Annotated in this window: 26 protein-coding genes; 11 read left to right on the top strand and 15 right to left on the bottom strand. The window is 50.5% G+C overall.

Features of this window, described 5'->3' with window-relative positions:
- Positions 1-209 precede the first annotated feature (209 nt).
- The 5 genes from CG67_RS07880 (at position 210) to cysE (ending at position 3332) form a co-directional block, all read left to right on the top strand.
- Positions 210-641, top strand: a complete 432-nt coding sequence (locus CG67_RS07880) for a rhodanese-like domain-containing protein (protein ID WP_025902404.1) — start codon at positions 210-212, stop codon at positions 639-641.
- Between the two features lie 19 nt (positions 642-660).
- Positions 661-915, top strand: a complete 255-nt coding sequence (gene grxC / locus CG67_RS07875; protein ID WP_025902403.1) for a glutaredoxin 3 — start codon at positions 661-663, stop codon at positions 913-915.
- Positions 916-957: 42 nt separating this feature from the next.
- On the top strand, positions 958-1416 hold the full coding sequence (gene secB, locus CG67_RS07870) for a protein-export chaperone SecB (protein ID WP_025902402.1): 459 nt from the start codon (positions 958-960) through the stop codon (positions 1414-1416).
- Complete coding sequence (gene gpsA, locus CG67_RS07865) at positions 1416-2435, top strand: NAD(P)H-dependent glycerol-3-phosphate dehydrogenase (RefSeq protein WP_025902401.1); 1020 nt, start codon at positions 1416-1418, stop codon at positions 2433-2435. The genes secB and gpsA overlap by 1 nt, the downstream gene beginning before the upstream one ends.
- 75 nt (positions 2436-2510) lie before the next feature.
- On the top strand, positions 2511-3332 hold the full coding sequence (gene cysE, locus CG67_RS07860) for a serine O-acetyltransferase (RefSeq protein WP_025902400.1): 822 nt from the start codon (positions 2511-2513) through the stop codon (positions 3330-3332).
- Between the two features lie 27 nt (positions 3333-3359).
- Here cysE and trmL read toward each other — a convergent pair whose 3' ends face one another.
- The 3 genes from trmL to cpxR are packed head-to-tail and all read right to left on the bottom strand — an operon-like array spanning position 3360 to position 5939.
- Positions 3360-3833, bottom strand: a complete 474-nt coding sequence (trmL, locus tag CG67_RS07855) for a tRNA (uridine(34)/cytosine(34)/5-carboxymethylaminomethyluridine(34)-2'-O)-methyltransferase TrmL (RefSeq protein WP_025902399.1) — start codon at positions 3831-3833, stop codon at positions 3360-3362.
- A 37-nt stretch (positions 3834-3870) separates the two neighbouring features.
- The gene (gene cpxA / locus CG67_RS07850) at positions 3871-5247 is read right to left on the bottom strand and encodes an envelope stress sensor histidine kinase CpxA (RefSeq protein WP_025902398.1); all 1377 of its coding nucleotides are present in this window, start codon (positions 5245-5247) and stop codon (positions 3871-3873) included.
- The gene (cpxR, locus tag CG67_RS07845; protein WP_025902397.1) at positions 5244-5939 is read right to left on the bottom strand and encodes an envelope stress response regulator transcription factor CpxR; all 696 of its coding nucleotides are present in this window, start codon (positions 5937-5939) and stop codon (positions 5244-5246) included. Before cpxR ends, cpxA begins: the two co-directional genes overlap by 4 nt.
- A gap of 151 nt (positions 5940-6090) precedes the next feature.
- Here cpxR and CG67_RS07840 point away from each other — a divergent pair, with 151 nt between their 5' ends.
- Positions 6091-6561 carry a Spy/CpxP family protein refolding chaperone gene (locus CG67_RS07840; RefSeq protein ID WP_038024744.1) on the top strand — a complete coding sequence of 157 codons (471 nt, stop codon included), beginning with the start codon at positions 6091-6093 and terminating at the stop codon, positions 6559-6561.
- A gap of 476 nt (positions 6562-7037) precedes the next feature.
- Here CG67_RS07840 and CG67_RS07830 read toward each other — a convergent pair whose 3' ends face one another.
- The gene (locus CG67_RS07830) at positions 7038-7553 is read right to left on the bottom strand and encodes a T6SS effector amidase Tae4 family protein (protein ID WP_025902395.1); all 516 of its coding nucleotides are present in this window, start codon (positions 7551-7553) and stop codon (positions 7038-7040) included.
- A 441-nt stretch (positions 7554-7994) separates the two neighbouring features.
- Between CG67_RS07830 and fieF the strand changes: the two genes are divergently transcribed.
- From fieF to CG67_RS07805, 4 genes are all read left to right on the top strand, one after another.
- Positions 7995-8897, top strand: a complete 903-nt coding sequence (fieF, locus tag CG67_RS07820; protein WP_025902393.1) for a CDF family cation-efflux transporter FieF — start codon at positions 7995-7997, stop codon at positions 8895-8897.
- A gap of 207 nt (positions 8898-9104) precedes the next feature.
- Positions 9105-10067, top strand: coding sequence for a 6-phosphofructokinase (gene pfkA, locus CG67_RS07815; protein ID WP_025902392.1), 963 nt, complete (start codon positions 9105-9107; stop codon positions 10065-10067).
- Positions 10068-10200: 133 nt separating this feature from the next.
- Positions 10201-11190, top strand: a complete 990-nt coding sequence (locus tag CG67_RS07810; RefSeq protein WP_025902391.1) for a sulfate ABC transporter substrate-binding protein — start codon at positions 10201-10203, stop codon at positions 11188-11190.
- Between the two features lie 71 nt (positions 11191-11261).
- Positions 11262-12044, top strand: a complete 783-nt coding sequence (locus CG67_RS07805; protein ID WP_051546371.1) for a CDP-diacylglycerol diphosphatase — start codon at positions 11262-11264, stop codon at positions 12042-12044.
- Between the two features lie 28 nt (positions 12045-12072).
- On the opposite strand, the gene tpiA is transcribed toward CG67_RS07805, so the two are convergent.
- The 6 genes from tpiA to CG67_RS07775 form a co-directional block, all read right to left on the bottom strand.
- The gene (tpiA, locus tag CG67_RS07800) at positions 12073-12843 is read right to left on the bottom strand and encodes a triose-phosphate isomerase (RefSeq protein ID WP_025902389.1); all 771 of its coding nucleotides are present in this window, start codon (positions 12841-12843) and stop codon (positions 12073-12075) included.
- A 121-nt stretch (positions 12844-12964) separates the two neighbouring features.
- Positions 12965-13564, bottom strand: coding sequence for a DUF1454 family protein (locus CG67_RS07795; protein WP_025902388.1), 600 nt, complete (start codon positions 13562-13564; stop codon positions 12965-12967).
- Between the two features lie 85 nt (positions 13565-13649).
- Positions 13650-14396 (bottom strand): ferredoxin--NADP(+) reductase, encoded by a 747-nt coding sequence (fpr, locus tag CG67_RS07790; RefSeq protein WP_025902387.1) that lies wholly within the window; start codon positions 14394-14396, stop codon positions 13650-13652.
- 258 nt (positions 14397-14654) lie between these two features.
- A complete protein-coding gene (gene glpX, locus CG67_RS07785; RefSeq protein WP_025902386.1) occupies positions 14655-15647 on the bottom strand; it encodes a class II fructose-bisphosphatase in 993 nt (330 codons plus the stop codon).
- A gap of 115 nt (positions 15648-15762) precedes the next feature.
- The gene (gene glpK, locus CG67_RS07780; RefSeq protein WP_025902385.1) at positions 15763-17280 is read right to left on the bottom strand and encodes a glycerol kinase GlpK; all 1518 of its coding nucleotides are present in this window, start codon (positions 17278-17280) and stop codon (positions 15763-15765) included.
- A gap of 29 nt (positions 17281-17309) precedes the next feature.
- Positions 17310-18164: an MIP/aquaporin family protein gene (locus CG67_RS07775; protein WP_025902384.1), complete on the bottom strand. Its 855-nt coding sequence runs from the start codon at positions 18162-18164 to the stop codon at positions 17310-17312.
- A 424-nt stretch (positions 18165-18588) separates the two neighbouring features.
- Here CG67_RS07775 and zapB point away from each other — a divergent pair, with 424 nt between their 5' ends.
- Complete coding sequence (zapB, locus tag CG67_RS07770; protein WP_025902383.1) at positions 18589-18828, top strand: cell division protein ZapB; 240 nt, start codon at positions 18589-18591, stop codon at positions 18826-18828.
- Between the two features lie 57 nt (positions 18829-18885).
- On the opposite strand, the gene rraA is transcribed toward zapB, so the two are convergent.
- From rraA to cytR, 5 genes are all read right to left on the bottom strand, one after another.
- On the bottom strand, positions 18886-19380 hold the full coding sequence (gene rraA / locus CG67_RS07765) for a ribonuclease E activity regulator RraA (RefSeq protein ID WP_025902382.1): 495 nt from the start codon (positions 19378-19380) through the stop codon (positions 18886-18888).
- Positions 19381-19631: 251 nt separating this feature from the next.
- The gene (hslU, locus tag CG67_RS07760) at positions 19632-20963 is read right to left on the bottom strand and encodes an HslU--HslV peptidase ATPase subunit (protein ID WP_025902381.1); all 1332 of its coding nucleotides are present in this window, start codon (positions 20961-20963) and stop codon (positions 19632-19634) included.
- An 11-nt stretch (positions 20964-20974) separates the two neighbouring features.
- Positions 20975-21505 carry an ATP-dependent protease subunit HslV gene (gene hslV / locus CG67_RS07755; RefSeq protein ID WP_025902380.1) on the bottom strand — a complete coding sequence of 177 codons (531 nt, stop codon included), beginning with the start codon at positions 21503-21505 and terminating at the stop codon, positions 20975-20977.
- A gap of 86 nt (positions 21506-21591) precedes the next feature.
- The gene (gene ftsN / locus CG67_RS07750; RefSeq protein ID WP_025902379.1) at positions 21592-22587 is read right to left on the bottom strand and encodes a cell division protein FtsN; all 996 of its coding nucleotides are present in this window, start codon (positions 22585-22587) and stop codon (positions 21592-21594) included.
- A gap of 162 nt (positions 22588-22749) precedes the next feature.
- The gene (gene cytR / locus CG67_RS07745; protein WP_025902378.1) at positions 22750-23778 is read right to left on the bottom strand and encodes a DNA-binding transcriptional regulator CytR; all 1029 of its coding nucleotides are present in this window, start codon (positions 23776-23778) and stop codon (positions 22750-22752) included.
- Between the last annotated feature and the right edge of the window lie 56 nt (positions 23779-23834).

Genomic DNA, 23834 nt, shown 5'->3' with positions numbered 1-23834 from the left:
GCCGGAGGGATTTAGTGTTTGTATCCGCTCATTAATGGCATAATCAGACAACAGGTAAGGGTTGAGCGCTGAATTGCAGGATTTATCGGCCAGGTCTCACATAAATTGAACCTTCGATGGTGTTAGTGTCTGTACATGGCAGGCTGCACAGGTATACTCAGAACCCTTATATTATCTAAATTTTGTCCGGTCTGGAGTTGTTACCCCTCATGCAAGATATTATGGAATTTGCACACAATCACCTGGTGCTTTGCCTCGCCTGGGTTGTCTTATTAGTCCTGGTGATTGTTACTACCTTTAAGGGGCTGTTTTCAAAAGTTAAAACCATCAGTCGTGGTGAAGCGACGCATCTTATCAATAAGGCCAATGCAGTGGTGGTTGATGTGCGTTCACGTGATGACTTCCGCAGAGGTCACATTTCCGGTGCGGTGAACCTGGCCGCGGCTGAGGTGAAAAAAGGCAATCTGACTGAAATCGAAAAATTTAAAGATCAGCCAGTGATTGTTGCCTGTGCTACCGGACAGTCTGCCGGTGAGGCCGCAGCGCAGTTGAGTGCTGCCGGTTTTACTCAGGTTTCGGTATTGAAAGAAGGGATCAGTGGCTGGAATGGTGAAAACCTGCCGCTTGTTCGTGGAAAATAATGTCGCAGAGGTACTGACAATGGCAATAATCGATATTTACACTAAGCAGACCTGCCCGTTCTGCCACCGTGCAAAAGCACTGTTAGAGAAGAAAGGGGCTGCATTTAATGAGATCCCTATTGATGGTGATGCCGAAAAACGCGCCGGAATGATCGAGCGCAGCGGGCGAACCACAGTACCTCAGATTTTCATTAACGGAACACATATTGGCGGTTGTGATGACCTGTATGCCCTTGAGGCTGAACAGGGTCTGGACCCTTTATTACAAGCCTGATTTCCGGGCGGGACTACTTTCAACTTAACAGGACCAAGTACCATGTCAGAACAAAATAACAGTGAAATGACTTTCCAGATCCAGCGTGTCTACACTAAAGACATCTCTTTCGAAGCGCCAAATGCACCGCAGGTTTTCCAGAAAGAGTGGGAACCTGAAGTTAAACTGGACCTGGATACAGCATCCTCACAACTGGCTGACGGTATTTTTGAAGTCGTATTACGCGTCACCGTGACGGCGACAGTGGGTGAAGAAACTGCTTTCCTGTGTGAAGTACAGCAGGCGGGTATTTTCACTATCTCCGGCATTGAAGGAACTCAGATGGCACATTGCCTGGGTGCCTATTGCCCGAACATCCTGTTCCCTTATGCGCGCGAGTGCATTTCAGGTCTGGTGTCCCGTGGTACGTTCCCACAGCTGAACCTGGCACCGGTAAACTTTGATGCATTATTCATGAACTACCTGCAGGAACAGGAAGGTAGCGCTCCGCAGGAAGCCTGATGAATAGTCGTAGTGATTCTGTCAGTGTTATCGGTGCCGGTTCCTACGGCACCGCTCTGGCCATTACGCTGGCGCGTAATGGCCATCCGGTCGTTTTGTGGGGGCATAACCCGCACCATCTTGAACGTCTGCAGGCCGACCGTTGTAATACGGAATTTCTGCCGGATGTGACTTTCCCCGACAATCTGCTGATTGAGCCTTCTCTGGAAAAAGCGGTGGCGGCCAGCCAGGACATTCTGGTTGTGGTTCCCAGCCATGTCTTCGGTCAGGTGCTGAAGCAGATCCAGCCTTTGCTGGAAGCCGATTCCCGTCTGGTCTGGGCAACAAAAGGGCTGGAAAGTGAAACCGGAAGATTACTGCAGGATGTGGCGCGAGATATTCTCGGCCCGGCGATCCCGCTGGCTGTCATTTCCGGACCGACCTTTGCCCGGGAACTTGCCGCGGGGATGCCGACGGCTATAGCTCTGGCGTCTGCCAGTCCGGAATTTTCTGAAGCGTTACAACAGAAGCTGCATTGCGGAAAAAGCTTTCGTGTGTACAGCAACCATGACCTGGTCGGTGTACAACTGGGCGGTGCCGTGAAAAATGTGATTGCTATCGGGGCCGGAATCTCTGATGGTATAGGCTTCGGGGCGAATGCCCGAACGGCCTTAATCACTCGCGGACTGGCCGAGATGAGCCGCTTAGGTGTGGCGCTCGGGGCAGACCCGACCACATTTATGGGAATGGCCGGACTGGGCGATTTGGTACTGACCTGTACGGACAATCAGTCGCGTAACCGGCGTTTTGGTATGTTACTGGGCCAGGGGAACAGCGTCGATGTGGCAGAGAAAAGTATCGGCCAGGTTGTCGAAGGTTACCGAAATACTAAAGAAGTCAGAATACTGGCAGCCCGTACGGGGGTTGAAATGCCCATTACCGAGCAAATCTATCAGGTGCTGTATTGCGGGAAATCTGCCAGAGAGGCAGCCCTGTCTTTATTAGGCCGTGAAAGAAAAGATGAGAAAGAGGCGCTCTGAGCAACGCGCTGAATAGTATTCCATCACTAAGTCTTTAAGCGCCTGTCCGGGCGCTTTTTTATCGGGAGTTTAACGATGTCGTCTGAAGAGTTAGCGCAAATCTGGGAAAGCATTATTACGGAAGCCAGGAGTCTGGCGGAAGGTGAACCTATGCTTGCCAGTTTTTTTCATGCGACACTGCTTAAACACGAAAATCTGGGCAGTGCCCTGAGCTATTTGCTGGCCAATAAACTGGCTAATCCTATTATGCCGGCCATTGCTGTCAGAGAAATTGTCGAAGAAGCTTACCGTAAAGACCCGTCAATGATCTTCTCTGCCGCCCGGGATGTCACCGCGGTTCGTCAGCGTGACCCGGCCGTGGATAAATACTCTACTCCGTTATTGTATCTGAAGGGGTTCCATGCGCTCCAGGCTTACCGTATCGGTAACTGGCTATGGAAAGAGGGACGTCGATCGCTGGCTGTTTATCTGCAGAATGAAATTTCCGTCTCATTCGGGGTGGATATTCATCCCGCAGCGACTATCGGGTGCGGTATCATGCTGGATCATGCCACCGGTATTGTGGTCGGGGAAACGGCGATTATCGAAAATGATGTTTCCATTCTGCAATCTGTCACTCTTGGCGGAACCGGAAAAACCTGTGGTGATCGTCACCCTAAAATCCGCGAAGGGGTGATGATTGGTGCAGGGGCAAAAGTTCTGGGTAACATCGACGTCGGGCGGGGGGCGAAAATCGGTGCAGGTTCAGTCGTTCTGCAACCGGTACCGCCTCATACGACGGTGGCCGGGGTGCCGGCAAGAATCGTTGGCAGGCCCGCCAGTGAAAAACCAGCCATGGATATGGATCAGCATTTCAATGGCACTATCCCGGGGTTTGAATTCGGGGATGGTATCTGAATCCGGCGCATGCGGCGCCGGCTTTATTTACGCTTTAACCAGCGCCCCGGCATAGTCCAGCTGTCGCCAGGCCTCATAAACCACAACAGCCACTGAGTTTGATAAATTCATACTCCGGCTTTGCGGTACCATCGGGATACGTATTTTCTGCATCGCAGGTATACTTTCCAGTATTTCCGCAGGTAAACCACGGCTTTCCGGGCCAAACATCAGATAGTCACCTGCCTGCCATGCCACAGCACTATGGGCCGGAGTGCCTTTGGTGGTAAGCGCGAACAAGCGGGCAGGGTGTTCACTGTCGAGAAAGGCCTGATAATTTGCATGACGGCGGATAGCCGTAAATTCATGGTAGTCCAGGCCGGCACGACGCAGGCGTTTATCATCCCAGGTAAATCCGAGGGGTTCAATTAAGTGCAATGAGAAACCGGTATTCGCACACAGACGAATGATATTACCGGTATTCGGTGGAATTTCTGGCTCAAATAAGACGATATTAATCATAAAGGGCTCCCGCTCACGAGAGCCGCAGAATAACAAATTATTCGCGTACAGAGTATAACGGTAGCCAGATAGTCAGACGTAATCCGCCTAACGGACTGTCATCCGCTTTAACCCAGCCGTTATGCTGCTGCAATGCAGTATCGACAATTGCCAGTCCCAGACCTGTACCTCCGGATTCCCGATCTCTGGCTTCATCCGTACGATAAAACGGCCTGAATATTTGTTCTCTGTCCTCAGGACTTACGCCTGGCCCGTCGTCGTCCACATGGATAGTGATACCGGAACGGTCAACAGAGAACTCCACACTGATGTGTGAATGCGAATAACGCAACGCATTACGGATAATATTTTCCAGCGCACTCTCCAGGGCGTGAGGGTTGCCGTACAACGGCCATGGTCCTGGCGGATAGGGGATATCCATCTTTTTCCCCATTTGTTCCGCTTCAAACTGAGCGTCTTCCAGCACCCCGTTCCATAGCTGACTGGCTTTCATCGCTTCGCTGACCAGTGCATTGTTGTGCTGGGTACGGGAAAGCACTAATAAATCATTGATCATACCGTCCAGACGCTGGGCTTCTGTTTCAATCCGGGCAAGTTCCTTGCTCTCACCCGACCGACGGCGCAGGAGTGCGGTGGCCAGTTGCAGGCGTGTCAGCGGCGTTCTCAGCTCATGGCTGATGTCCGACAGTAATCGCTGCTGGGCCGTCATCATACGTTCAAGTGCACTGATCATCTGGTTAAAACTGGCGCCTGCGGCCAGGAACTCCTGAGGCCCTGATTCCAGTTCCGGGTGTTGCCTCAGGTTGCCCATGGCGACTTCGTCTGCGGCATACTTTAGTTTTCGGGCGGGTTTCGCCAGGCTCCATGCCAGCCATAACAGAAGCGGTGCACTGATCAGCATGGTAACAATCAGCAGCAACAGAGGCCGGTCAAACAGAAGGTTAATAAAGTCCAGCTGAGAACTGGTGGCCGGGCGAACCATATAGAGCTGGTAATTATCTTCACCATCCTGGACCGAAAAAGGCCCCACCATTTCTATACGGCCATAGGTTTTCTTTTGCGGATGATCAGCATTATCGGACTGGCCTATAAAATTACGGATAATCTGCATTTCATTGTGGCGGGCACCAATAACCCGACCTTCAGAGGTGACCAGCAGAAGGTGCTGGCCCGGCGGGGCCCATTTATCGATAGCCCGATAGAGCCTGCGCCACCACATAAGATCATTGGGTGGGTCCTGTGCCAATTCTGCTTCCACATGCTGCTCAATCATCACTCCCTGGCGCTGTTCGCTTTCAAGGAGGGATGTCATTTGCCGTGAGTCGAGTTTCGGCAGCATAAGAACCAGCATCAACACTAATGCCAGTGTTAACCAGAATATAGCGAAGATGCGGGTAGTTAAGCTGCTGATCATGAAGCGGATACCATCAGGTAGCCTCTTCCGCGCAGGGTTTTAAACCACGGATGACCGTCCAGACGTTCCGGAAGCTTACGCCGCAGGTTCGAGATATGCATATCAATGGCCCGGTCAAAAGGCGTCAGGCGTTTACCCAGCACTTCCTGGCTCAGATGCTCCCTGGAGACTACCTGGCCCAGGTGCTGCGCCAGTAAGTAAAGCAGTGTGAATTCAGTCCCTGTCAGTTCCAGCACCTCTTCACCAAAGCTCGCTTCCTGACGGCCAGGATTGAGTTTCAGCTGATCGACCTGTAATGCCGGAGAGGCGTTATCGGTATGTTGCTGCTCACTCCAGTTTGAACGGCGTAAAATAGCGCGGATCCTGGCCACCAGTTCACGGTCATTAAACGGTTTCGGTAAATAGTCATCTGCCCCCAGCTCCAGGCCCAGAACTCTGTCCAGCTCGCTGCCGCGGGCTGTCAGCATAATCACCGGGGTCTGGTGCTGCTGGCGGAGTTCTTTTAAGGTATCAATACCATTTTTCCGTGGCATCATGACATCCAGTAACAGCAGGTCAATGGAGTTATCCAGCAGAGACAGAGCCTTCTCGCCGTCATCCGCCACTATGATTTCAAAGCCTTCCATCTCGAGCAGCTCTTTTAATAAAGACGTCAGCTCACGATCATCATCAACCAGCAAAATTTTATTCATTATGGTTTCCTCCGCAGGAAAAATACCGTGTTCCATGGATGTCAGGTTGTCACTTTACGTAGTTTTACACCCCCTGACGGATGTTTGCAGCCACTCGATTACACTGGCTCTCGTTGGGTTGAGAAACGCCAGTTCATCTCCGGAGTCAAGGATGCGCCAACTTATTTTCGCCGCACTTTCGTCACTGGTTATTGCAGGTTACGCATCTGCACAAGACGAGCTGAAGGATCCGGCACCGTTCATGACGATGACTGCTGAGAGTATGACTGCTGATAGTATGGCGCAGAATCTTCAAAATCATATGTTTGATGGTATCGAATTAACAGAACAGCAGCGTCAGCAAATGCGGGACTTAATGTTTCAGGCCCGCCAGATGCAGCCGGAACCGTTTCTCAGCGAGATGATTCAGCAGTACCGCTTAGTGACTGCGCCCTATTTTGATGAAGCCGCAGTGCGTACGCAGGCCGAAAAAATGGCACAGAGATACGTGAGCGAGCAGGTAGAAATGGCCCGGGTTCGCCACCAGATGTTTACTTTGCTGACCCGCGGGCAGCAGGCTACCGTGCAAAAGAATTTTGAGTTACGCATTGATGATATGCGTGACGCCAGCCAGTTACCGTAACCAGCCGCGCTGATTACCGTAAAGCAGTACCAACAGTATGCCATACCCTTTTCCTTGCCATAGACACCATCCCTGTCTTCCCCCTCAGTCATGAGGGGTTTTTTTTGTCAGGTACTTAGAAAAAATCCCTTATAAATCAGACCTCCTTGCAACAGCCATAAGCAGTTACAAGAAGGATATAGCGTTACGGGTGTAGACAAGATGTAGACAACGTCGCGGGGTCTTCAACAGGTGTTGTTCAGTTCAGGTATGGTGCTTTTTGTTGAGTCGGTGACGCATGTAAAATCCCCCGATCAGTGCGCCGGTTATAACAGTCAGGGGAGCACCTATAACGAATAATGCCGTATTCTGATTCATTTCATCATTACTGAGTACGGGGCCGTTAATTAACAGAGCGAGTCTGGGAAAACAGGCTACAAACGCCAGCAGGAACAGCATCCCTCCGATGAATGCTGATATGCTTATTTTTAACGCCTTCATCGCACTTTCCAAAACCAGATTTCTCTGGAGTTAAAAAAATCGCTGGCGACTCCTTCCATATGAAAACCCCACTGGATACGGAACCAGGTGAATCTTGCTGTCAGTCGTTCGCCGTTCCACAGGTCGATGTGATCGCCGGTGCGGTTAGCAAATGTCTCATTTCCACGCCTCCAGAAATCTTTAAAGAATATGATCCCTCTCTCATTTCTCAAAACAGACTCAAAATTTTTAACTGTCACTTTTACCAAAGGGGCCATGCCATTGAACGGACTAATCCGCAGGGCGTTAGCCAGTTCTTCAGCCCGTAATATATGTCCCTCTTTTTTGGGGGAATGCCAGCAGAACGCAGCTTTTAGTTTGGTAACATCGCAGCCACAACGGGCCAGTGACGTACCCAGGCGGATAGCGTATTGATCTTCGAAAGCTTTGAGGCCGTTAGGCAGGCGGCAAGGGTTTGCATCACCTTTAATTTCAGGATGGGCATTCCATAAAGATTCAAACGATAAAGCCATAACGCAACTCCTGTAACGTTAAGTGTTTAGAGATCACGTATTAGCACAAAGTTTAAGCAAAAGAAAATCCCCGGCGAACCGGGGATTTTTTCGAAGTGTAGTCAATATGTAGACGATTTATGGAACAAATCCATTTGGTTACATACTGGGTTTCTTCACCATCCCTGTCTTCCCCCTCAGTCATGAGGGTTTTTTTTGTCCGTAATTTACTGACGGCTGAAGAGACTTGCCCGACGCATGGCGTGATGTACAGAATACCTGATAAGAAATCATGAGATGAAAAAAACCGTTTTTTCATCTGCAACCCTTGTTACACTGATAAAAAGTGAGCAGCAACAGGGAGGTATCTCTGCTTTCTGTCAGCGGATTACCCCGGCAGAAGCCGTTGCAGCCATTTACACAGTTCACTGTTTCTTGATGTCCAAACGTTCAGGAAGGTTTATGGTGAGTTCTTATGCCAGACTGGTGACGTCGGCAGCTATTGCTGCGACGGTGCTTGCGTGTGTGCTTCTGGTGGTTAAAACGATAGCCTGGTGGTATACCGGCTCGGTCAGTGTATTAGCGGCACTGGTCGATTCGCTGGTGGATGTTGCCGCGTCATTAACCAGTTTATTAGTTGTGCGTTACTCCTTACAGCCGGCGGATGATGACCATGCTTTTGGTCATGGTAAGGCCGAGTCTCTGGCGGCGCTTGCTCAAAGTATGTTTATCAGCGGGTCGGCGTTATTTTTATTTCTGACCAGTATTCAGCATCTCATCACACCCGGTCAGCTCAGAGCTCCGGTGATCGGGGTTGTCGTCGCGGTCTGCGCGCTGGCCTCCACCCTGATGCTGGTGCTGTTTCAGCGCTGGGTGGTCAGTAAAACCCAAAGTCAGGCTATCCGCGCCGATATGCTGCATTACCAGTCCGATGTCATGATGAACGGAGCGATTGCTCTGGCGCTGATCCTTAGCTGGCATGGTTTTTCCTATGCTGATGCTCTGTTTGCTTTCGGGATCGGTATCTATATCCTGATCGCTGCGATACGGATGGGATATGAAGCCGTTCAGTCTTTACTGGACAGGGCTCTGCCTGAAGACGATCGCCAGCAGATTATCAGGATAGTGTCCCAATGGCCGGGAGTCTGTGGCGCACATGATTTCCGAAGCCGGCAGTCAGGTGCCACGAAATTTATTCAGCTTCACCTTGAGATGGCCGATGATTTGCCGTTGAGAGTTGCCCATGATAGGGCCGATGCGCTCGAAAAAGCCCTGAAAAACCTTTTCCCGGGGGCTGATGTAATCATCCATCAGGATCCATCATCTTCAGTGATTGATGAAAAACGAGGCAGGTTTATTATTTAGCATAAATATCAAAATGTTAAATTTTGCAGCGGCCCGGAGAAACGTTATTATTGTGACGTCATCGCGTTGAGTGACCTGAATCAATCCGGTTATAAATGTTTGGTATATGATAGAACGGAATGAATTCTAATTTTCGGCGCTGACACAGATAATGGTCGCGTTGAGTGAAAAGATTAACCCTTAGTTTCAGACTATCCAGAGGTTGTCATGATCAAAAAAATCGGTGTATTGACCAGTGGCGGGGATTCCCCTGGCATGAATGCAGCTATCCGCGGTGTGGTCCGCGCCGGATTAGGAGAAGGGCTGGAAGTTTTTGGGATCTATGATGGCTACCTCGGATTGTATGAAGACAGGATGGTCAGCCTTGATCGCTATAGTGTCTCAGATTTGATTAACCATGGCGGGACGTTTCTGGGATCAGCGCGTTTTCCTGAATTCCGTGAAGAAGCGACACGTCTGATCGCCATGGAAAATATGAAGAAACGCGGGCTGGACGCGCTGGTGGTGATCGGTGGTGATGGTTCTTACATGGGGGCTAAACGGCTGACCGAGATGGGCTTCCCCTGCATTGGCTTACCGGGCACTATCGATAACGATGTGGCAGGCACAGATTATACCATCGGTTATCATACGGCTCTCGAAACCGTGGTTGAAGCTATAGACCGTTTACGGGATACCTCTTCGTCGCATCAGCGCATTTCTATTGTTGAGGTCATGGGTCGGCATTGTGGTGATTTAACTCTGGCGGCTGCGATTGCCGGAGGCTGTGAATTTTTTGTGATGCCGGAAATCCCTTATACCCGTGAAGAATTAGTGGCTGAAATTAATGCCGGTATTGCGAAAGGTAAGAAACATGCCATCGTTGCCATCACTGAACTTATCTGTGATGTCGGTGAGCTGGCACGCTATATCGAAAAAGAGACCGGCCGGGAAACCCGTGCGACGGTGCTGGGCCATATTCAGCGTGGCGGATCCCCCTGTGCTTACGACAGGATTCTGGCTTCGCGTATGGGGACTTATGCGATCGATCTGCTATTGCAGGGCTATGGCGGCCGTTGCGTCGGTGTGCAGAACGAGAAAATGGTTCATCACGATATTATCGATGCCATTGAGAACATGAAGCGTCCTTTCCGCAAGGATGTGCTCGAAACCGCCAAGAGATTGTATTAATTCAATAAGCTGCCGGCAGTTTTCTGCCGGCACGCATCTTTTATTCATTTGAGATATAAAAACGACTTTTTAGTTCTTTAAGTTATTTTTCCGGTTATGCCACCCTGTATCTATATAACCAGGGGGGCTAAAAATGAAGAAGTGGCATATTGGTCTGGCATTACTGATGGTTTCCGGAAGTACGCTGGCAAAAGATTATCAGTTGCTTAATGTCTCTTATGATCCTACCAGAGAATTTTATGAGCAATATAACAAAGCGTTCAGTGCTCACTATAAGCAGGAAACTGGCGATAATGTGATTATTCGTCAGTCACATGGTGGTTCCGGCAAACAGGCTGTATCGGTGATTAATGGTATCAGAGCCGATGTGGTGACTCTGGCACTGCAATCAGATGTGGACGCCATCGCCAATAGCGGCCGTATTAATAAAAACTGGATTACACGCCTTCCTGACAACTCAGCACCTTACACCTCAACAATTGTTTTCCTTGTCCGCAAGGGGAATCCGAAGCATATCCATGACTGGAATGATTTGATTAAGCCTGGTATTGCCGTTATTACTCCGAACCCGAAAACGTCCGGGGGGGCGCGCTGGAACTACCTGGCCGCCTGGGGCTATGCACTTGATCATAATCACGGGGATCAGCAGAAAGCCCAGGCGTTCGTTAAAGCGTTATATAAAAATGTTCAGGTTCAGGATTCCGGTGCCCGTGGTGCGACCAATACCTTCGCAGAACGCGGAATAGGGGATGTCCTGATCGCCTGGGAAAATGAAGCTTACCTGGCAAAGAATAAGCTGAAAGACCAGGATTTTGAAATTATCACCCCGAGCGAATCTATTCTTGCAGAGCCGACTGTCGCTGTTGTCGACAAAGTGGTTGATGAGCGTGGTACCCGTAAAGTTGCGGAAGCTTATCTGAAATATCTGTACTCCAAAGAAGGGCAGACGATTGCTGCCGAAAATTATTATCGTCCGCGTGATCCTCAGGTAGCGAAAGAGTTCGCATCACAGTTCAAGCCGATTAAGCTCTTTACGGTCGATGATAAATTTGGTGGCTGGCAGCAGGCTCAGAAGACACACTTCAGTGATGGCGGGACTTATGACCAGATAATGAAACAGTAACTATCACGGTAAGTGACTTTCCCCCTGATTGACGTAACATAGAGGCTCGATTAATCAGGGGGATAATGGAGATGAGTGTTTTTACTGGCAGAAAAAAACAATGGCTGAGCATCGCTATTGTAACTTTATTGGTTTTACTGACGGCTCTCTTTTTCCTGCACCGCAGAGTTCAGGATCACTCCGGGGTGCTATGGAAATTTGTCAGCCAGCAGTGTGTCCCGGATATGGAAAAAAATAATAATCCGGCACCTTGTAAAAAGGTGGATATGGCCGGAGGGTATGTGCTGTTTAAGGATCTTGTCGGTCCATTGCAATATCTGCTGATGCCGGTTAACAGGATCACCGGTATCGAAAGCCCGCTGTTACTGAAACCAGAGACACCTCACTTCTTCCTCGCCGCCTGGCGGGAACGCCATCTGCTGTCAGAAACCTATCATGCGCCTATCCCTGACGATGACCTGGCAATGACCATTAACTCTGCCTCCGGAAGATCGCAGAATCAGTTACATATTCATATGTCCTGCCTGCGTCCGGATATTGCCGCACAGTTAGCGAAATCATCATCCGGTTTCGGCCCTGAATGGCAGAAAATTACTCTGCTGTCACACCCGTATCAGGTCCGGACACTGAGCCAACAGGAGCTGGAGCAGGAAAGCGTCTTTATTCGTGTAGCGCATGAAATTCCCGGAGCATCGGGGCATATGGGTGATTACGGGCTTGCGCTGACGGCGTTACCTGATGGTCGGTTAGTGTTACTGGCAGTGAAAGCAGCATTACTGAAAGGGAATACCGGGTCTGCTGAAGAGCTGCAGGATCATCAATGTTCGATACTGAAAACGGTTAGCGGTGCCTGAGGCACCGCTGTACTTTTCCGTTGCCGGACTAGCAGGCTTTTTTGGCTGCCGCAGCGGCATTGACGATCACGGCGAAAGCATCTGCTTTCAGTGACGCACCACCGACCAGCGCACCATCAATATCCGGCTGAGTGAAGAGCTCGGCCGCATTTTTATCGTTTACTGAACCGCCGTACTGAATGATGACTTGTTCCGCAATGGCTGCATCTTTCTTAGCGATATGCTGACGGATAAACTGGTGAATAGCCTGAGCCTGTGCAGGGGTTGCAGATTTACCGGTACCGATAGCCCAGATAGGCTCATAAGCAATGACCGCATCTTTAAACGCGTCAGCGCCCAGTGCATTCAGTACCGCATCGATCTGACGTGCGCACACTTCTTCTGTTTTACCGGCTTCATTCTCAGATTCAGTTTCGCCAATGCATAGCACCGGGATCAGTCCTGCTTCTTTTAATACAGCGAATTTTTTGGTGATGAACTCATCACTTTCTTTATGATAAGTACGGCGTTCTGAGTGACCAATAATGATATATTTTGCACCAATATCTTTTAACATCTCCGCAGAGATATCGCCGGTGAACGCGCCGGAAAGGTTAATGTCGACATTCTGTGCGCCGAGAGAAATATGGCTTCCTGAAAGGGCATGCTTCGCCTGATCGAGGTAGATCACGGGAGGGGCAATGGCAACATCGCAGCCATCAACACCCGATAATGCTTTACGCAGACCGTCGATCAACCCGGCAGTCATTTGTTTGTTACCATTCAGCTTCCAGTTACCCATAACTAATGGATGTCGCATCATATCCTCCGCATTTACGCGATTCATTAAATACTACTGCCGTCAGGCAATGGCGTCTGTGAAACAGTATAAAGCTCAAATTTCTTCACTGCTTTGTTTTTCGTCATAAATCAGTGACAGATCAGGAACCCGGTAAAATAAGCCTCACAGGCTCGATTGCCAGCGTCAGTTCCCTGTCCCCCTGGTACGAAACGACATACCGTAAAGCACCCTCGGCATCGATATATCTGCCTTTTTCTTTACCGTTTTTTAATAATGAATCCAGCTTTTGCTGGCTTTCTTTAAGGGATAACTCGGGTGAAAAAAAGTGGATCAAAGCCATCATATAACCGGTCGCCTGGTCAAATGAGTGCTTATCTGTGCCCTTGTCAGGAGCAAGCCAGGTCATCTGAATCGTTTTAATTTTACCGCAGCCGGGTTCCAGGGCGGTGGAGGAGTAAAGAGTTTCATCTATCCGGCTGGCGGCCAGGATAACGGTATTTCCGTCATCTCCGGTATCGACGGTACGGTATTCGGGGAGCGGCATTTGCGGATTGACAGTATTAAAATTTTCCCTGAATTGCGCGATGGTATGGCTGAAAACCGGGGCGCCCGGGAGGACATACGGAGCTACCGGAGGAAGATCCTTCGCAAGGATACCCCCGGAAAACAGACAGAAAACCAGGCCATAATACGACCCGCGATAGACTCTTTTTTGTAGTTTTCTGAGGATGTTTTTCATCACTGAAGATTAATCCACCTGGTTTGTCGTGACAAAAGAAATATCTTTCCACTGCCGGATATCTTCCTGATACGCCGGCGTCAGGTTACCAGTACAACTCACTGGTGATATGGCCCGGTTTACGTCGCAGATGCGTTAACATTTTACGGGTGGACTTCAGTAAATCACGCGTGTCTCTGACCATCTGTGGATTACCGCATAACATAACATGGCTGGTCTCAGCGGAGAGTGACAGGCCGGTGGCATTTTCCAGCGCACCGCTCTCAATCAGTGCCGGTATCCGTCCATGCAGACTCCCTTCGCTTTCTTCACGGCTGACAACGGTTTGTATCTGTAATTTACCGTTGTATTTTGCCTCCAGCGCCTGCATTAACGGCAGATAACTTAAGTCTGCGGCATAGCGGGCCGCATGTACCAGCACAATGCGCCGGAAACGGTCCAGACCTTCCCCCTGCTGCAGGATTGACAGATAAGGGCCGATAGCCGTTCCTGTTGCCAGCATCCACAAGGTATCACAGTCCGGTATTTCATCGCAGACGAAGAAACCGGCGGCTTCCGTTGTCACCATCAGCGAGTCACCGGGCGCCAGGCGGTGCAATGACGGGCTCAGTTTACCGTCAGGGACATTCACCAGATAAAACTCAGCCTGCGGATCATCCGGGGCATTCACATACGAGTAGGCCCGCTGGACCCGTTCGCCATCAATTTCCAGAGCCAGCTTTGCAAACTGTCCGGCAACAAAAGGTTTGACCGGTGCCTGTACGACCAGACTAAATAATGCCTCTGTCCAGTGTGTGACAGAAATGACTTTACCTTCACACCATTCGGCCATAGGTTGCTCCTCTGAGTTCAAGACAATAAATGACAGACCCATCATCCCTTTGATTGTGCCGGTTTTCCACCCTTAGCGCAGGCGAAAGCTCATATCGACAAACGCTGACCGCTGTCAGGGGGAATGCCGCATTTATGCCGGGGTTGTTAATACTCGTCTGCAGGCCGGTCAGCACAGAGATATTCCCGCAAGGATTAGGATAACGGTGGCAGATGAGCCCCCCGGGGAAGGACGTGCTCATCTGCCCCCGGCAGGATGCTACCGTTGAGGCTGGCGGTCGAGCCGGTGGATCGACTGAATACGACGAACAGTCCCGCTTTTCCCCCGGATGAGCAGGGTTTCGCTGGTGGCCATATTTCCTTTCCGGGTGATCCCCTTCAGCAGGTCACCATCGGTGATACCTGTCGCTACAAAGATCACATCATCGTCATGGACCATCTGCGATAGCGTCAGCTTCCGGTTTGCTTCAATGCCCATGCTGGCACAGCGTGATAATTCCTTTTCACCGGCCAGGCGGTTTTCTTCATTGTCTTCTTTGACATGATGACGGGGCAGTAATCGGGCCTGCATATCTCCGCCAAGTGCACTGATCACCGCAGCAGAAATGACACCTTCCGGAGCGCCGCCAATGCCATACATCACATCCACCGCCTGGTCCGGCATGCAGGTCAGGATAGAGGCAGCCACATCTCCGTCAGGGAAGGCATAGACCCGCAGGCCTGCCTGATGGAGTTCCCCGATCAGTTCCTGATGCCGTGGCTTGGCTAAGACGGCCACGGTCAGTTCGGATAAGGGTTTCTGTAATGCGTGCGCGATCCGGGCCAGGTTCACGTCGAGTGGCAGGTCGAGGTCAATACAGCCTTTAGCACCGGGCCCGGTGACCAGCTTTTCCATATACATGTCAGGTGCATGCAGAAAAGCCCCTTTATTCCCGATTGCCATGACAGTCAGTGCATTGGACTGTCCCATCGCGGTCATTCGGGTACCTTCGATAGGGTCTACGGCAATATCGACTTCATCACCGTGTCCGCTACCGACCTGCTCGCCTATATAGAGCATTGGCGCTTCATCGATCTCGCCTTCACCAATAACAATCTGACCACGAATATCCAGGGAGTTAAGCGTACTGCGCATGGCATTAACGGCTGCACCATCCGCAAGGTTTTTATCGCCACGTCCAAGCCAGTGATGGCCCGCCAGGGCCGCGGCTTCTGTAACGCGGGCGAATTCGAGGGCTAATTCTCGTTTCATTGTCGGTTTTATCTGCAGAAAAAGGTCAGGTAGTGTACCACAGGCAGGAGGTCGGAAATTTACAACTGATGGCCCGCAGTCCAGCGGCGGGCCATCAGTTAACGGGCTTTAGTCATTAAACTTCTTTTTCATCTTCCCAGCTACGGGCTCGGGAGACGGCTTTTTTCCAGCCGGCATAACGATAATTACGCTCGGTCGTTTCAATAGAAGGGCGGAACTCACGCTCAATAACAGATTTTTCACGCACTTCATCCAGGTCTTTCCAGAAGCCAACGGCCAGACCGGCCAGGTACGCTGCACCTAATGCGGTAACTTCCCGTACTTCCGGACGCTCTACCCTGGCACCAAGAATATCGGCCTGGAATTGCATCAGGAAGTTATTCGCGACAGCCCCTCCGTCAACACGTAATGACTTTAACTGCGTCCCGGCATCATTTTGCATCGCTTCCAGGACATCACGGGTCTGGAAAGCAATAGACTCAAGCGTTGCACGGATAATATGGTTAGCATTCGCACCGCGAGTCAGCCCGAAAATTGCACCACGGGCATAGGGATCCCAGTAGGGCGCGCCCAGTCCGGTAAATGCCGGGACCATGTAGACGCCGTTAGAATCTTTAACCTTGGTCGCAAAGTATTCCGAGTCCAGAGCATCGTTAAAGAGATTCAGCTCATCCCGCAGCCACTGGATAGATGCACCGCCGATAAATACCGCCCCTTCCAGAGCATAGTTCACTTCTCCGCCAGGACCACAGGCGATAGTTGTCAGTAATCCGTGTGTTGAGGTGACCGCTTCTTTACCGGTGTTCATCAGCATAAAGCAGCCCGTACCATAGGTATTTTTGGCCATGCCCGGCTGAACACATAACTGGCCGTAAAGCGCGGCCTGCTGATCCCCGGCGATACCTGCGATTGGAATACGGGTACCCCCTTTGCCCCCGATGTTTGTCTGGCCGTAAACCTCTGAGGAGGCTTTGACTTCAGGCAGCATCGCGCGTGGGATGTCCAGGATATCCAGCATTCTGTCATCCCACTGCAGTTTATGGATATCAAACATCATAGTTCTGGAAGCATTGGTATAGTCAGTGATATGTACCCGACCCTGGGTCATTTTCCATACCAGCCAGGTATCCACGGTACCAAACAGGAGTTCGCCCTGTTGCGCCCGCTCACGTGCCCCTTCTACATTATCCAGAATCCACTTCACTTTGGTGCCTGAGAAGTAAGGGTTAATCACCAGTCCGGTTGTCTCCCTGATGTAATCCTCAAGGCCCTCTTTTTTGAGTTTTGAACAATAATCAGCAGTTCGCGGATCCTGCCATACAATGGCGTTATACACGGGTTTACCGGTTTTTTTGTCCCAGACAATGGTGGTTTCACGCTGGTTAGTGATACCGATAGCCGCAATCTGATCAGAACGGATATCGGCATGAGCTAATACTTCCACCAGGGTTGAACTTTGTGATGCCCAGATATCCATCGGGTCATGTTCTACCCAGCCGGTTTTCGGATAAATTTGCGTAAATTCACGCTGTGAGACTGCAATGATATTGGCATTGTGGTCAAGAACGACAGCACGTGAGCTGGTGGTTCCCTGATCCAGTGCGACAATGTATTTATTCCCGGCGTTAGTCATAATTTTTTTCCTGATGAAATCACTGAGGTTTACGCTTTACGCTGTTCAGAGCGTGGCTGAGCTTCTTCTGATGTTGTCGTTGCCGAAAGCGGAGTATTCACGGGTAAATAACGACCGATAAAATTACGGTAGATAAAAGCCCCTAAACTTGCGCCGACCAGAGGCCCGAAAACAGGAACCAGGAAATAAGGGATAGATTGTCCGCCAGTGAATGCGACTTTCCCCCAACCTGCCAGCGCGGCAAACACTTTAGGACCGAAGTCACGGGCCGGGTTCAGGGCGAAGCCAGTCAGTGGTCCCATCGCGGCACCGATAATCGCTACCAGTAAGCCAATTAATAACGGCGCCAGTGGTCCGCGCGGTAATCCGTTGCCATCGTCAGTCAGTGCCATAATGACAGCCATTAATACAGCGGTGATAACCAGCTCGACGAAAAAGGCCTGAGCAACATTGATATGCGGGCTGGGATAAGTGGAAAAAATGCCCGCCAGATCCAGACTGGCCACACTGCCCCGTACCATCTGGTGGGTTTGTTCAAAATCGATAAACAAGCTGCGGTACATCGCATACACCAGGGCAGCGGCACAGAACGCCCCCGCGACTTGTGCGATAATATAAGGGATAACTTTACGACCTTCAAAGTTGCCAAACAGGCAAAGGGCAACGGTGACGGCGGGATTAAGGTGCGCGCCAGAGATACCCGCACTCACATAGACGCCCATAGAGACGGCCAGACCCCAGACAATACAGATTTCCCATTGTCCGAAGCTGGCACCTGCCAGTTTCAATGCAGCCACACATCCGGCACCAAAAAACAGAATCAAACCGGTGCCGATGAATTCGGCTATGCATTGCCCTGTCAGTGTGTTTGTTGTTTGACTCATGATGAGTTCCTTCAGTGAGATTAAATTTATCGGTGTTATGTGTCCGCTCCCTGAACCCTCCGACTTTTCTTGTAGGGCTGATGTAAACTTATCGTTAACGAGCAAAAACGATAAATACCGAACTTAAAATTTGTGTTCTGTGTCAAAAAAAATGAGCGAATGCGAGTATTTTGTTAACGTGATGGTCGCCGGGAGGGAAAGAGGTCTGGCCTTGCTGATGTTTTCCCGGTATGTTTTCCCGGAAATACCAATTATTTTCACCGAAAATTGTTACAGACTGCTCCGGAAATCACCAGGTAACTGGACTTGCTTAATCAGGCTTCATACAATCAGATGATTGTTGCCTGCTACAGGAATTTTACAGGGTTTGTAGGGTTGTGGCTGGCACATCAACGCCTTGCGATCTATAGGAGAGGTTATAAAAATGTCATTTGAAATGTTCGAAAAACTGGAAGCAAAAGTACAGCAGGCGATTGATACTATCACCCTGTTGCAGATGGAAATTGAAGAACTGAAAGAACAGAATAATACTTTAAAGCAGGAATCGTTGCAGGTTGCCGGCAACCATGACTCTTTAACTCGTGAAAACCAGCAGCTAAAAGAAGAACAACAGCAGTGGCAGGAGCGTCTGCGAGCTTTGTTGGGAAAAATGGATGAGGTTTAATTCTGTAATGGAATGAACCGTGAATCGGGTGCCGGGGCACCCGTTTTGCCAGACAGGTCAGACTTCTTCCGTTGCCCCTAACGGGTTCTCCGAAAGAATGATGCCGGTGTTATCTGCGTAGAGATAATCGCCTGAGAAAAAGGTTACTCCGCCAAAATTGACGCGAATATCGCTTTCTCCGATGCCTTCACCTGCGGCTCCTGCCGGGATAGCAGCCATCGCCTGGATACCGATATCGAGTTCTTCCAGCTCGTCAACCTGACGTACCGAGCCATAAACAACAATACCTTCCCATTCATTCTGCGTCGCAAGCTGAGCAAGTTGCGCATCAATTAATGCACGCCTGACAGAGCCTCCGCCATCGATTAACAGCACACGCCCCAGTCCATTCTCTTCGAGCAGATCATAGATCAGGCCATTGTCTTCGAAGCATTTGACGGTCGTGATCTGACCACCAAAAGAAGTGCGCCCGCCAAAGTTTGAAAACAAGGGTTCTACAACATTCACTTCTTCATGGTAAATATCACACAGTTCAGAGGTATCGTATTTCATAGCCGTATCATCTGGTTGCCAGAGGTAAGGAAAGTATATCGTGTTCTGTCCACGGATAGCAAAAAGCATCCAACGTTATTGACGGTGACAGCATAAAAGCAGGGCAGACTCGTCAACAGGGGACTGTATACAGCATAAGGAATTGCTGAAAGCAGGGGGGCTGGATATCACTCAGGGGGTAAAGATAACCCCCTGAGTGATAAAGACCTCTGCCTCCTGAGAGGCTGAGGTCTGAAGGCAGAACATATAAACTACAGGATGAAGCGGCTCAAATCCTCATCAGCCACCAGTTTATCCAGGTGTTCGCTGACATAGCTCGCATCAATGGTCACGGTATCGCCCGGACGTTCGCTGGCATCAAAGGAAATATCTTCCATCAGGCGTTCCAGCACGGTGTAAAGACGACGGGCACCAATGTTTTCTGTTGTTTCGTTAACCTGCCATGCGGCTTCTGCGATACGACGAATACCATCATCGGTGAACTCTATAGTCACCCCTTCGGTAGCCATTAACGCTTTATACTGAACAGTGACTGAAGCACTTGGTTCGGTCAGGATACGTTCAAAATCATTCACTGTCAGCGCCTGAAGTTCAACGCGGATAGGTAAACGCCCCTGCAGTTCAGGGATCAGATCCGACGGGCTGGCAACCTGAAATGCGCCGGAGGCAATAAACAGAATATGATCAGTTTTCACCATGCCATGCTTAGTCGATACCGTACAACCTTCGACCAGTGGCAGTAAATCACGCTGTACCCCTTCACGTGAAACATCCGGCCCTGAGGATTGTCCGCGCTTACAGATTTTATCGATTTCGTCGATAAATACGATGCCATGCTGTTCAACGGCATCGATAGCTTCCTGCTTCAGTTCTTCCGGGTTGATCAGACGGGCAGCTTCTTCTTCAATCAGCAGTTTCAATGCTTCTTTAATTTTCAGCTTACGGGACTTCTGTTTTTGTCCCCCCAGGTTCTGAAACATGGATTGCAGCTGGCTGGTCATCTCTTCCATGCCAGGAGGGGCCATGATTTCAACGTCCATCGGTGATGCAGCAAGATCAATTTCGATCTCTTTATCATCCAGCTGGCCTTCACGCAGTTTTTTGCGGAAAGACTGACGTGCTGCTGAAGGTTCACCCGATTGTTCAGGCTGCCCCCAGTTATTTTTGGCCGGTGGGATCAGCACATCCAGAATGCGCTCTTCCGCCTGTTCTTCGGCCCTGACTTTATTGCGTTCGATAGCCTGACTACGGACCATCTTGATCGCTGAGTCCGTCAGATCGCGGATAATCGAATCCACTTCTTTACCGACATAACCGACTTCGGTGAATTTTGTCGCTTCTACTTTGATAAATGGTGCGTTGGCCAGCTTGGCCAGGCGACGGGCGATTTCGGTTTTACCGACACCGGTCGGACCGATCATCAGAATATTTTTAGGTGTCACTTCATGGCGCAGCTCTGCTTCCAGCTGCATACGACGCCAGCGGTTACGCAGGGCGATGGAGACAGCGCGCTTAGCACCATCCTGACCAATGATGAACTTATTCAGCTCACTGACTATTTCGCGGGGAGTCATTTCAGACATATAAAAAATCCTTACGTCCTGGACGTCAGTTCTTCGATAGTGACGTTATGGTTGGTATAGATACAAATATCACCCGCAATTTCCAGCGCTTTCCCGGTAATATCTTTGGCACTGAGCTCTGTATTTTCCAGCAGAGCGCGGGCAGCTGCCTGTGCGTAAGGGCCACCGGAACCAATAGCAATCAGATCATTTTCGGGCTGGATAACATCACCGTTACCACTAATGATGAGCGATGCATTTTCGTCAGCCACCGCGAGGAGGGCTTCCAGACGGCGAAGCATACGGTCGGTACGCCAGTCTTTTGCAAGTTCTACGGCAGCTTTGACCAGGTGGCCCTGATGCATTTCCAGTTTACGTTCAAACAGCTCAAATAATGTGAAGGCATCGGCAGTGCCTCCGGCAAAACCAGCAATGACCTTATCGTTATACAGACGACGTACTTTTTTGACGTTGCCTTTCATTACGGTGTTGCCAAGCGTGGCCTGGCCGTCACCACCAATAACTACCTGGCCATTGCGTCGAACACTTACAATCGTTGTCACGGGCCACCCCTTTTAACAGTGAAAAAAAGACTCCGCGCAGTGCGCGGAGTGACTTAATGGGATATATGGGGGGGATGGAAATGTTTTCAACCCCTGAAAGGGAGAGTTATACAGTTTGCGTGCCCTGACCCACGGAGCTGTCTGACGATACTTTCTACTTTCGTATAGTCTGAATAAGGGCCTATCACGACCCGGTTCCAGCCCCCACCGATGGTAATCCGGCTTTCAAACCCTTCGAAGGCGAGAGAGGCCCGGGCAGATTCAGCCTGTGCTGTCCCCTTAAAGGAGCCACACTGTATCAGCCAGCGTTTTCCGGAAGCAGCAGCCGTCTGTTTTTCCTGCTCCCGTGGGGTCGCGGCCGGGGGAACGCTTTGTGAAGGTGTTGCCGCCGTTATGGGAGCCGCCGCCTGAGGCTGGCGCTCGGGACGTTGCTGACGCTCTGCCTGCTGCTGGCGTTCGAGACGTTGCTGGCGTTCCGCTTGCTGCTGTCGGGCTAACTGTTGTTGGCGCTCCAGTCGTTGCTGTCGTTCTGCACGTTGTGTCTGCTGCAGTTGCTGTTGTTGCTGATAATTTTGTTGTTGCTGGTAACTCTGTTGCTGCTGATAGCTCTGTTGCTGGCGTAAGGTCTGTTGTTGTTGTGCCGGCGTTTGCTGATTCCAGGGCACTTCGTTCAGCTGTGTCGGTTGCTGACGCATGTCTTCAGCCATTTGATCCAGCAGCTGACGTTGTTCATCGGTGAGTTGAGTCTGCGATCGGATTTCCCCGCCAGCGGTGGGTTCTGTCGGCACGGCCACAGTCGTCTGCTGATCTTCCAGCTCTTTTATGTATTTCCAGCGCTCTTCAGGTTTAGGCGGTAAGCCCGTACCGGCATTTTTATGCGGAACAACTTCCTGTAACTCTTCTTTTTTATGGTGAGCGATAAACCACAGCCCCCCGATAAAACTCACCAGTACGGCCACAGCGAGTACGATAATCAGTGGGGGAAATCCTGAGCTGGATGGTTTCTTTTTGCTCCGGGAGGTGTTTTTTTTGCGTTGCGTCCCTGTTGAACGCCCGCGGCCTACATAGTCTCTTTGTGCCACATTCGTTCCGATAAGTTGAAAAATCAGCCTGCCGGGCGAATCGCCCGAAGTATTATTCATTGGCAATAATGCCCCCATTTTACTCAAGGGGATGAACTTTGACCAGTAAACTCTGCATCAGGCGTTGACTGAAAATAAGCAGATATCGCTGTGAACTCCCGGCTATCTGGCGGGTGTTAATGTCGAGTCACGGACAGTCAGACTGGCTTCCAGCAACCGCGACCCGCTGTTGACCCGTTTTCCCTGAATAATTTCTATCAGTAATGTGGCTGCCTCACACCCGATGCGAAAACGCGGCTGGGTCACGGTGGTCAGAGGCGGGTGGCTGTACTGCGCTGCATCTATATCATCAAAACCAATGACTGAAAGTTGTTCAGGTACACGGACTCCCATCACGGAGGCCTGGTGTAACACGCCCAGTGCCATGAGGTCATTGTGGCAAAAAATAGCCTCAGGGGGATCAGGTAATTGCATCAGATAGGTCAGCGCATCGCAGCCGGACGAAAATGAGAGATTTCCGCGTGCCAGATAACGGGGCTCCACCGGAATATTACGGCGGTTTAATGCCTGAATATATCCCTGCCGCCGGTAACGGCAGTGCGACAGGGTGTCCGGGCCAGTGATACAGGCAATTTTCTTTAACCCTGCGTCGAGTAACCAGCTTACGGCATTAAAGGCGGCGGTCAGGTTATCAATATGGACCGTCGGGAACGCGAGGTCGGCAGAAAATTCATTGGCCATCACCAGGGGAGGTAATTGCTCGCGGCACGAGAGTTCGGATAACACCGGTACCTGAGACCCCAGTAAGAGCAATCCGTCTGTCTGGCGGCTCAGAATTTTGTCCGGAAAGCTGACTTCCTGTAAATTCTGGTGAGCGCAGTCAGCGGTCAGTACCAGATAGCCTTCTGCTGCCGCAGTAACCTCAATACCGCGGATAATTTCATGAAAGAAAGGATCACAGATATCCGGTACCAGAATTAACAGGGTTCCGGAGTCATTGTTTTTCTGATAACGGGGATTAACGGGGGAGGAATAACCCAGCTCATTCATCGCTTGCATGACTTTGCTTCGGGCAGAAGAAGAGACTTTATCCGGAGAGGTTAAGGTCCGTGAAACCGTGGCGGTAGAGACACCGGCTTTTTTTGCGACATCTTTCATGGTGGTACGGTATGAAGGCAGGTTATCTTCCACAGCTCAGGCTCCCGATATAACATTCATTATCGTTGGGGCAGCCAGTCCTGCCCGGT

Origin of the sequence: Tatumella sp. UCD-D_suzukii (genome assembly GCF_000611875.2) — a bacterium.
Lineage (GTDB): Bacteria > Pseudomonadota > Gammaproteobacteria > Enterobacterales > Enterobacteriaceae > Tatumella > Tatumella ptyseos.
This window is presented reverse-complemented; position numbering and strand designations above follow the sequence as displayed.

Bases quoted from the DNA above. Each gene is read 5' to 3' on its own strand.
- CG67_RS07880 (WP_025902404.1), top strand. From the start codon at position 210: ATGCAAGATATTATGGAATTTGCACACAATCACCTGGTGCTTTGCCTC.
- grxC (WP_025902403.1), top strand. From the start codon at position 661: ATGGCAATAATCGATATTTACACTAAGCAGACCTGCCCGTTCTGCCAC.
- secB (WP_025902402.1), top strand. From the start codon at position 958: ATGTCAGAACAAAATAACAGTGAAATGACTTTCCAGATCCAGCGTGTC.
- gpsA (WP_025902401.1), top strand. From the start codon at position 1,416: ATGAATAGTCGTAGTGATTCTGTCAGTGTTATCGGTGCCGGTTCCTAC.
- cysE (WP_025902400.1), top strand. From the start codon at position 2,511: ATGTCGTCTGAAGAGTTAGCGCAAATCTGGGAAAGCATTATTACGGAA.
- trmL (WP_025902399.1), bottom strand. From the start codon at position 3,833: ATGATTAATATCGTCTTATTTGAGCCAGAAATTCCACCGAATACCGGT.
- cpxA (WP_025902398.1), bottom strand. From the start codon at position 5,247: ATGATCAGCAGCTTAACTACCCGCATCTTCGCTATATTCTGGTTAACA.
- cpxR (WP_025902397.1), bottom strand. From the start codon at position 5,939: ATGAATAAAATTTTGCTGGTTGATGATGATCGTGAGCTGACGTCTTTA.
- CG67_RS07840 (WP_038024744.1), top strand. From the start codon at position 6,091: ATGCGCCAACTTATTTTCGCCGCACTTTCGTCACTGGTTATTGCAGGT.
- CG67_RS07830 (WP_025902395.1), bottom strand. From the start codon at position 7,553: ATGGCTTTATCGTTTGAATCTTTATGGAATGCCCATCCTGAAATTAAA.
- fieF (WP_025902393.1), top strand. From the start codon at position 7,995: ATGGTGAGTTCTTATGCCAGACTGGTGACGTCGGCAGCTATTGCTGCG.
- pfkA (WP_025902392.1), top strand. From the start codon at position 9,105: ATGATCAAAAAAATCGGTGTATTGACCAGTGGCGGGGATTCCCCTGGC.
- CG67_RS07810 (WP_025902391.1), top strand. From the start codon at position 10,201: ATGAAGAAGTGGCATATTGGTCTGGCATTACTGATGGTTTCCGGAAGT.
- CG67_RS07805 (WP_051546371.1), top strand. From the start codon at position 11,262: ATGAGTGTTTTTACTGGCAGAAAAAAACAATGGCTGAGCATCGCTATT.
- tpiA (WP_025902389.1), bottom strand. From the start codon at position 12,843: ATGCGACATCCATTAGTTATGGGTAACTGGAAGCTGAATGGTAACAAA.
- CG67_RS07795 (WP_025902388.1), bottom strand. From the start codon at position 13,564: ATGAAAAACATCCTCAGAAAACTACAAAAAAGAGTCTATCGCGGGTCG.
- fpr (WP_025902387.1), bottom strand. From the start codon at position 14,396: ATGGCCGAATGGTGTGAAGGTAAAGTCATTTCTGTCACACACTGGACA.
- glpX (WP_025902386.1), bottom strand. From the start codon at position 15,647: ATGAAACGAGAATTAGCCCTCGAATTCGCCCGCGTTACAGAAGCCGCG.
- glpK (WP_025902385.1), bottom strand. From the start codon at position 17,280: ATGACTAACGCCGGGAATAAATACATTGTCGCACTGGATCAGGGAACC.
- CG67_RS07775 (WP_025902384.1), bottom strand. From the start codon at position 18,164: ATGAGTCAAACAACAAACACACTGACAGGGCAATGCATAGCCGAATTC.
- zapB (WP_025902383.1), top strand. From the start codon at position 18,589: ATGTCATTTGAAATGTTCGAAAAACTGGAAGCAAAAGTACAGCAGGCG.
- rraA (WP_025902382.1), bottom strand. From the start codon at position 19,380: ATGAAATACGATACCTCTGAACTGTGTGATATTTACCATGAAGAAGTG.
- hslU (WP_025902381.1), bottom strand. From the start codon at position 20,963: ATGTCTGAAATGACTCCCCGCGAAATAGTCAGTGAGCTGAATAAGTTC.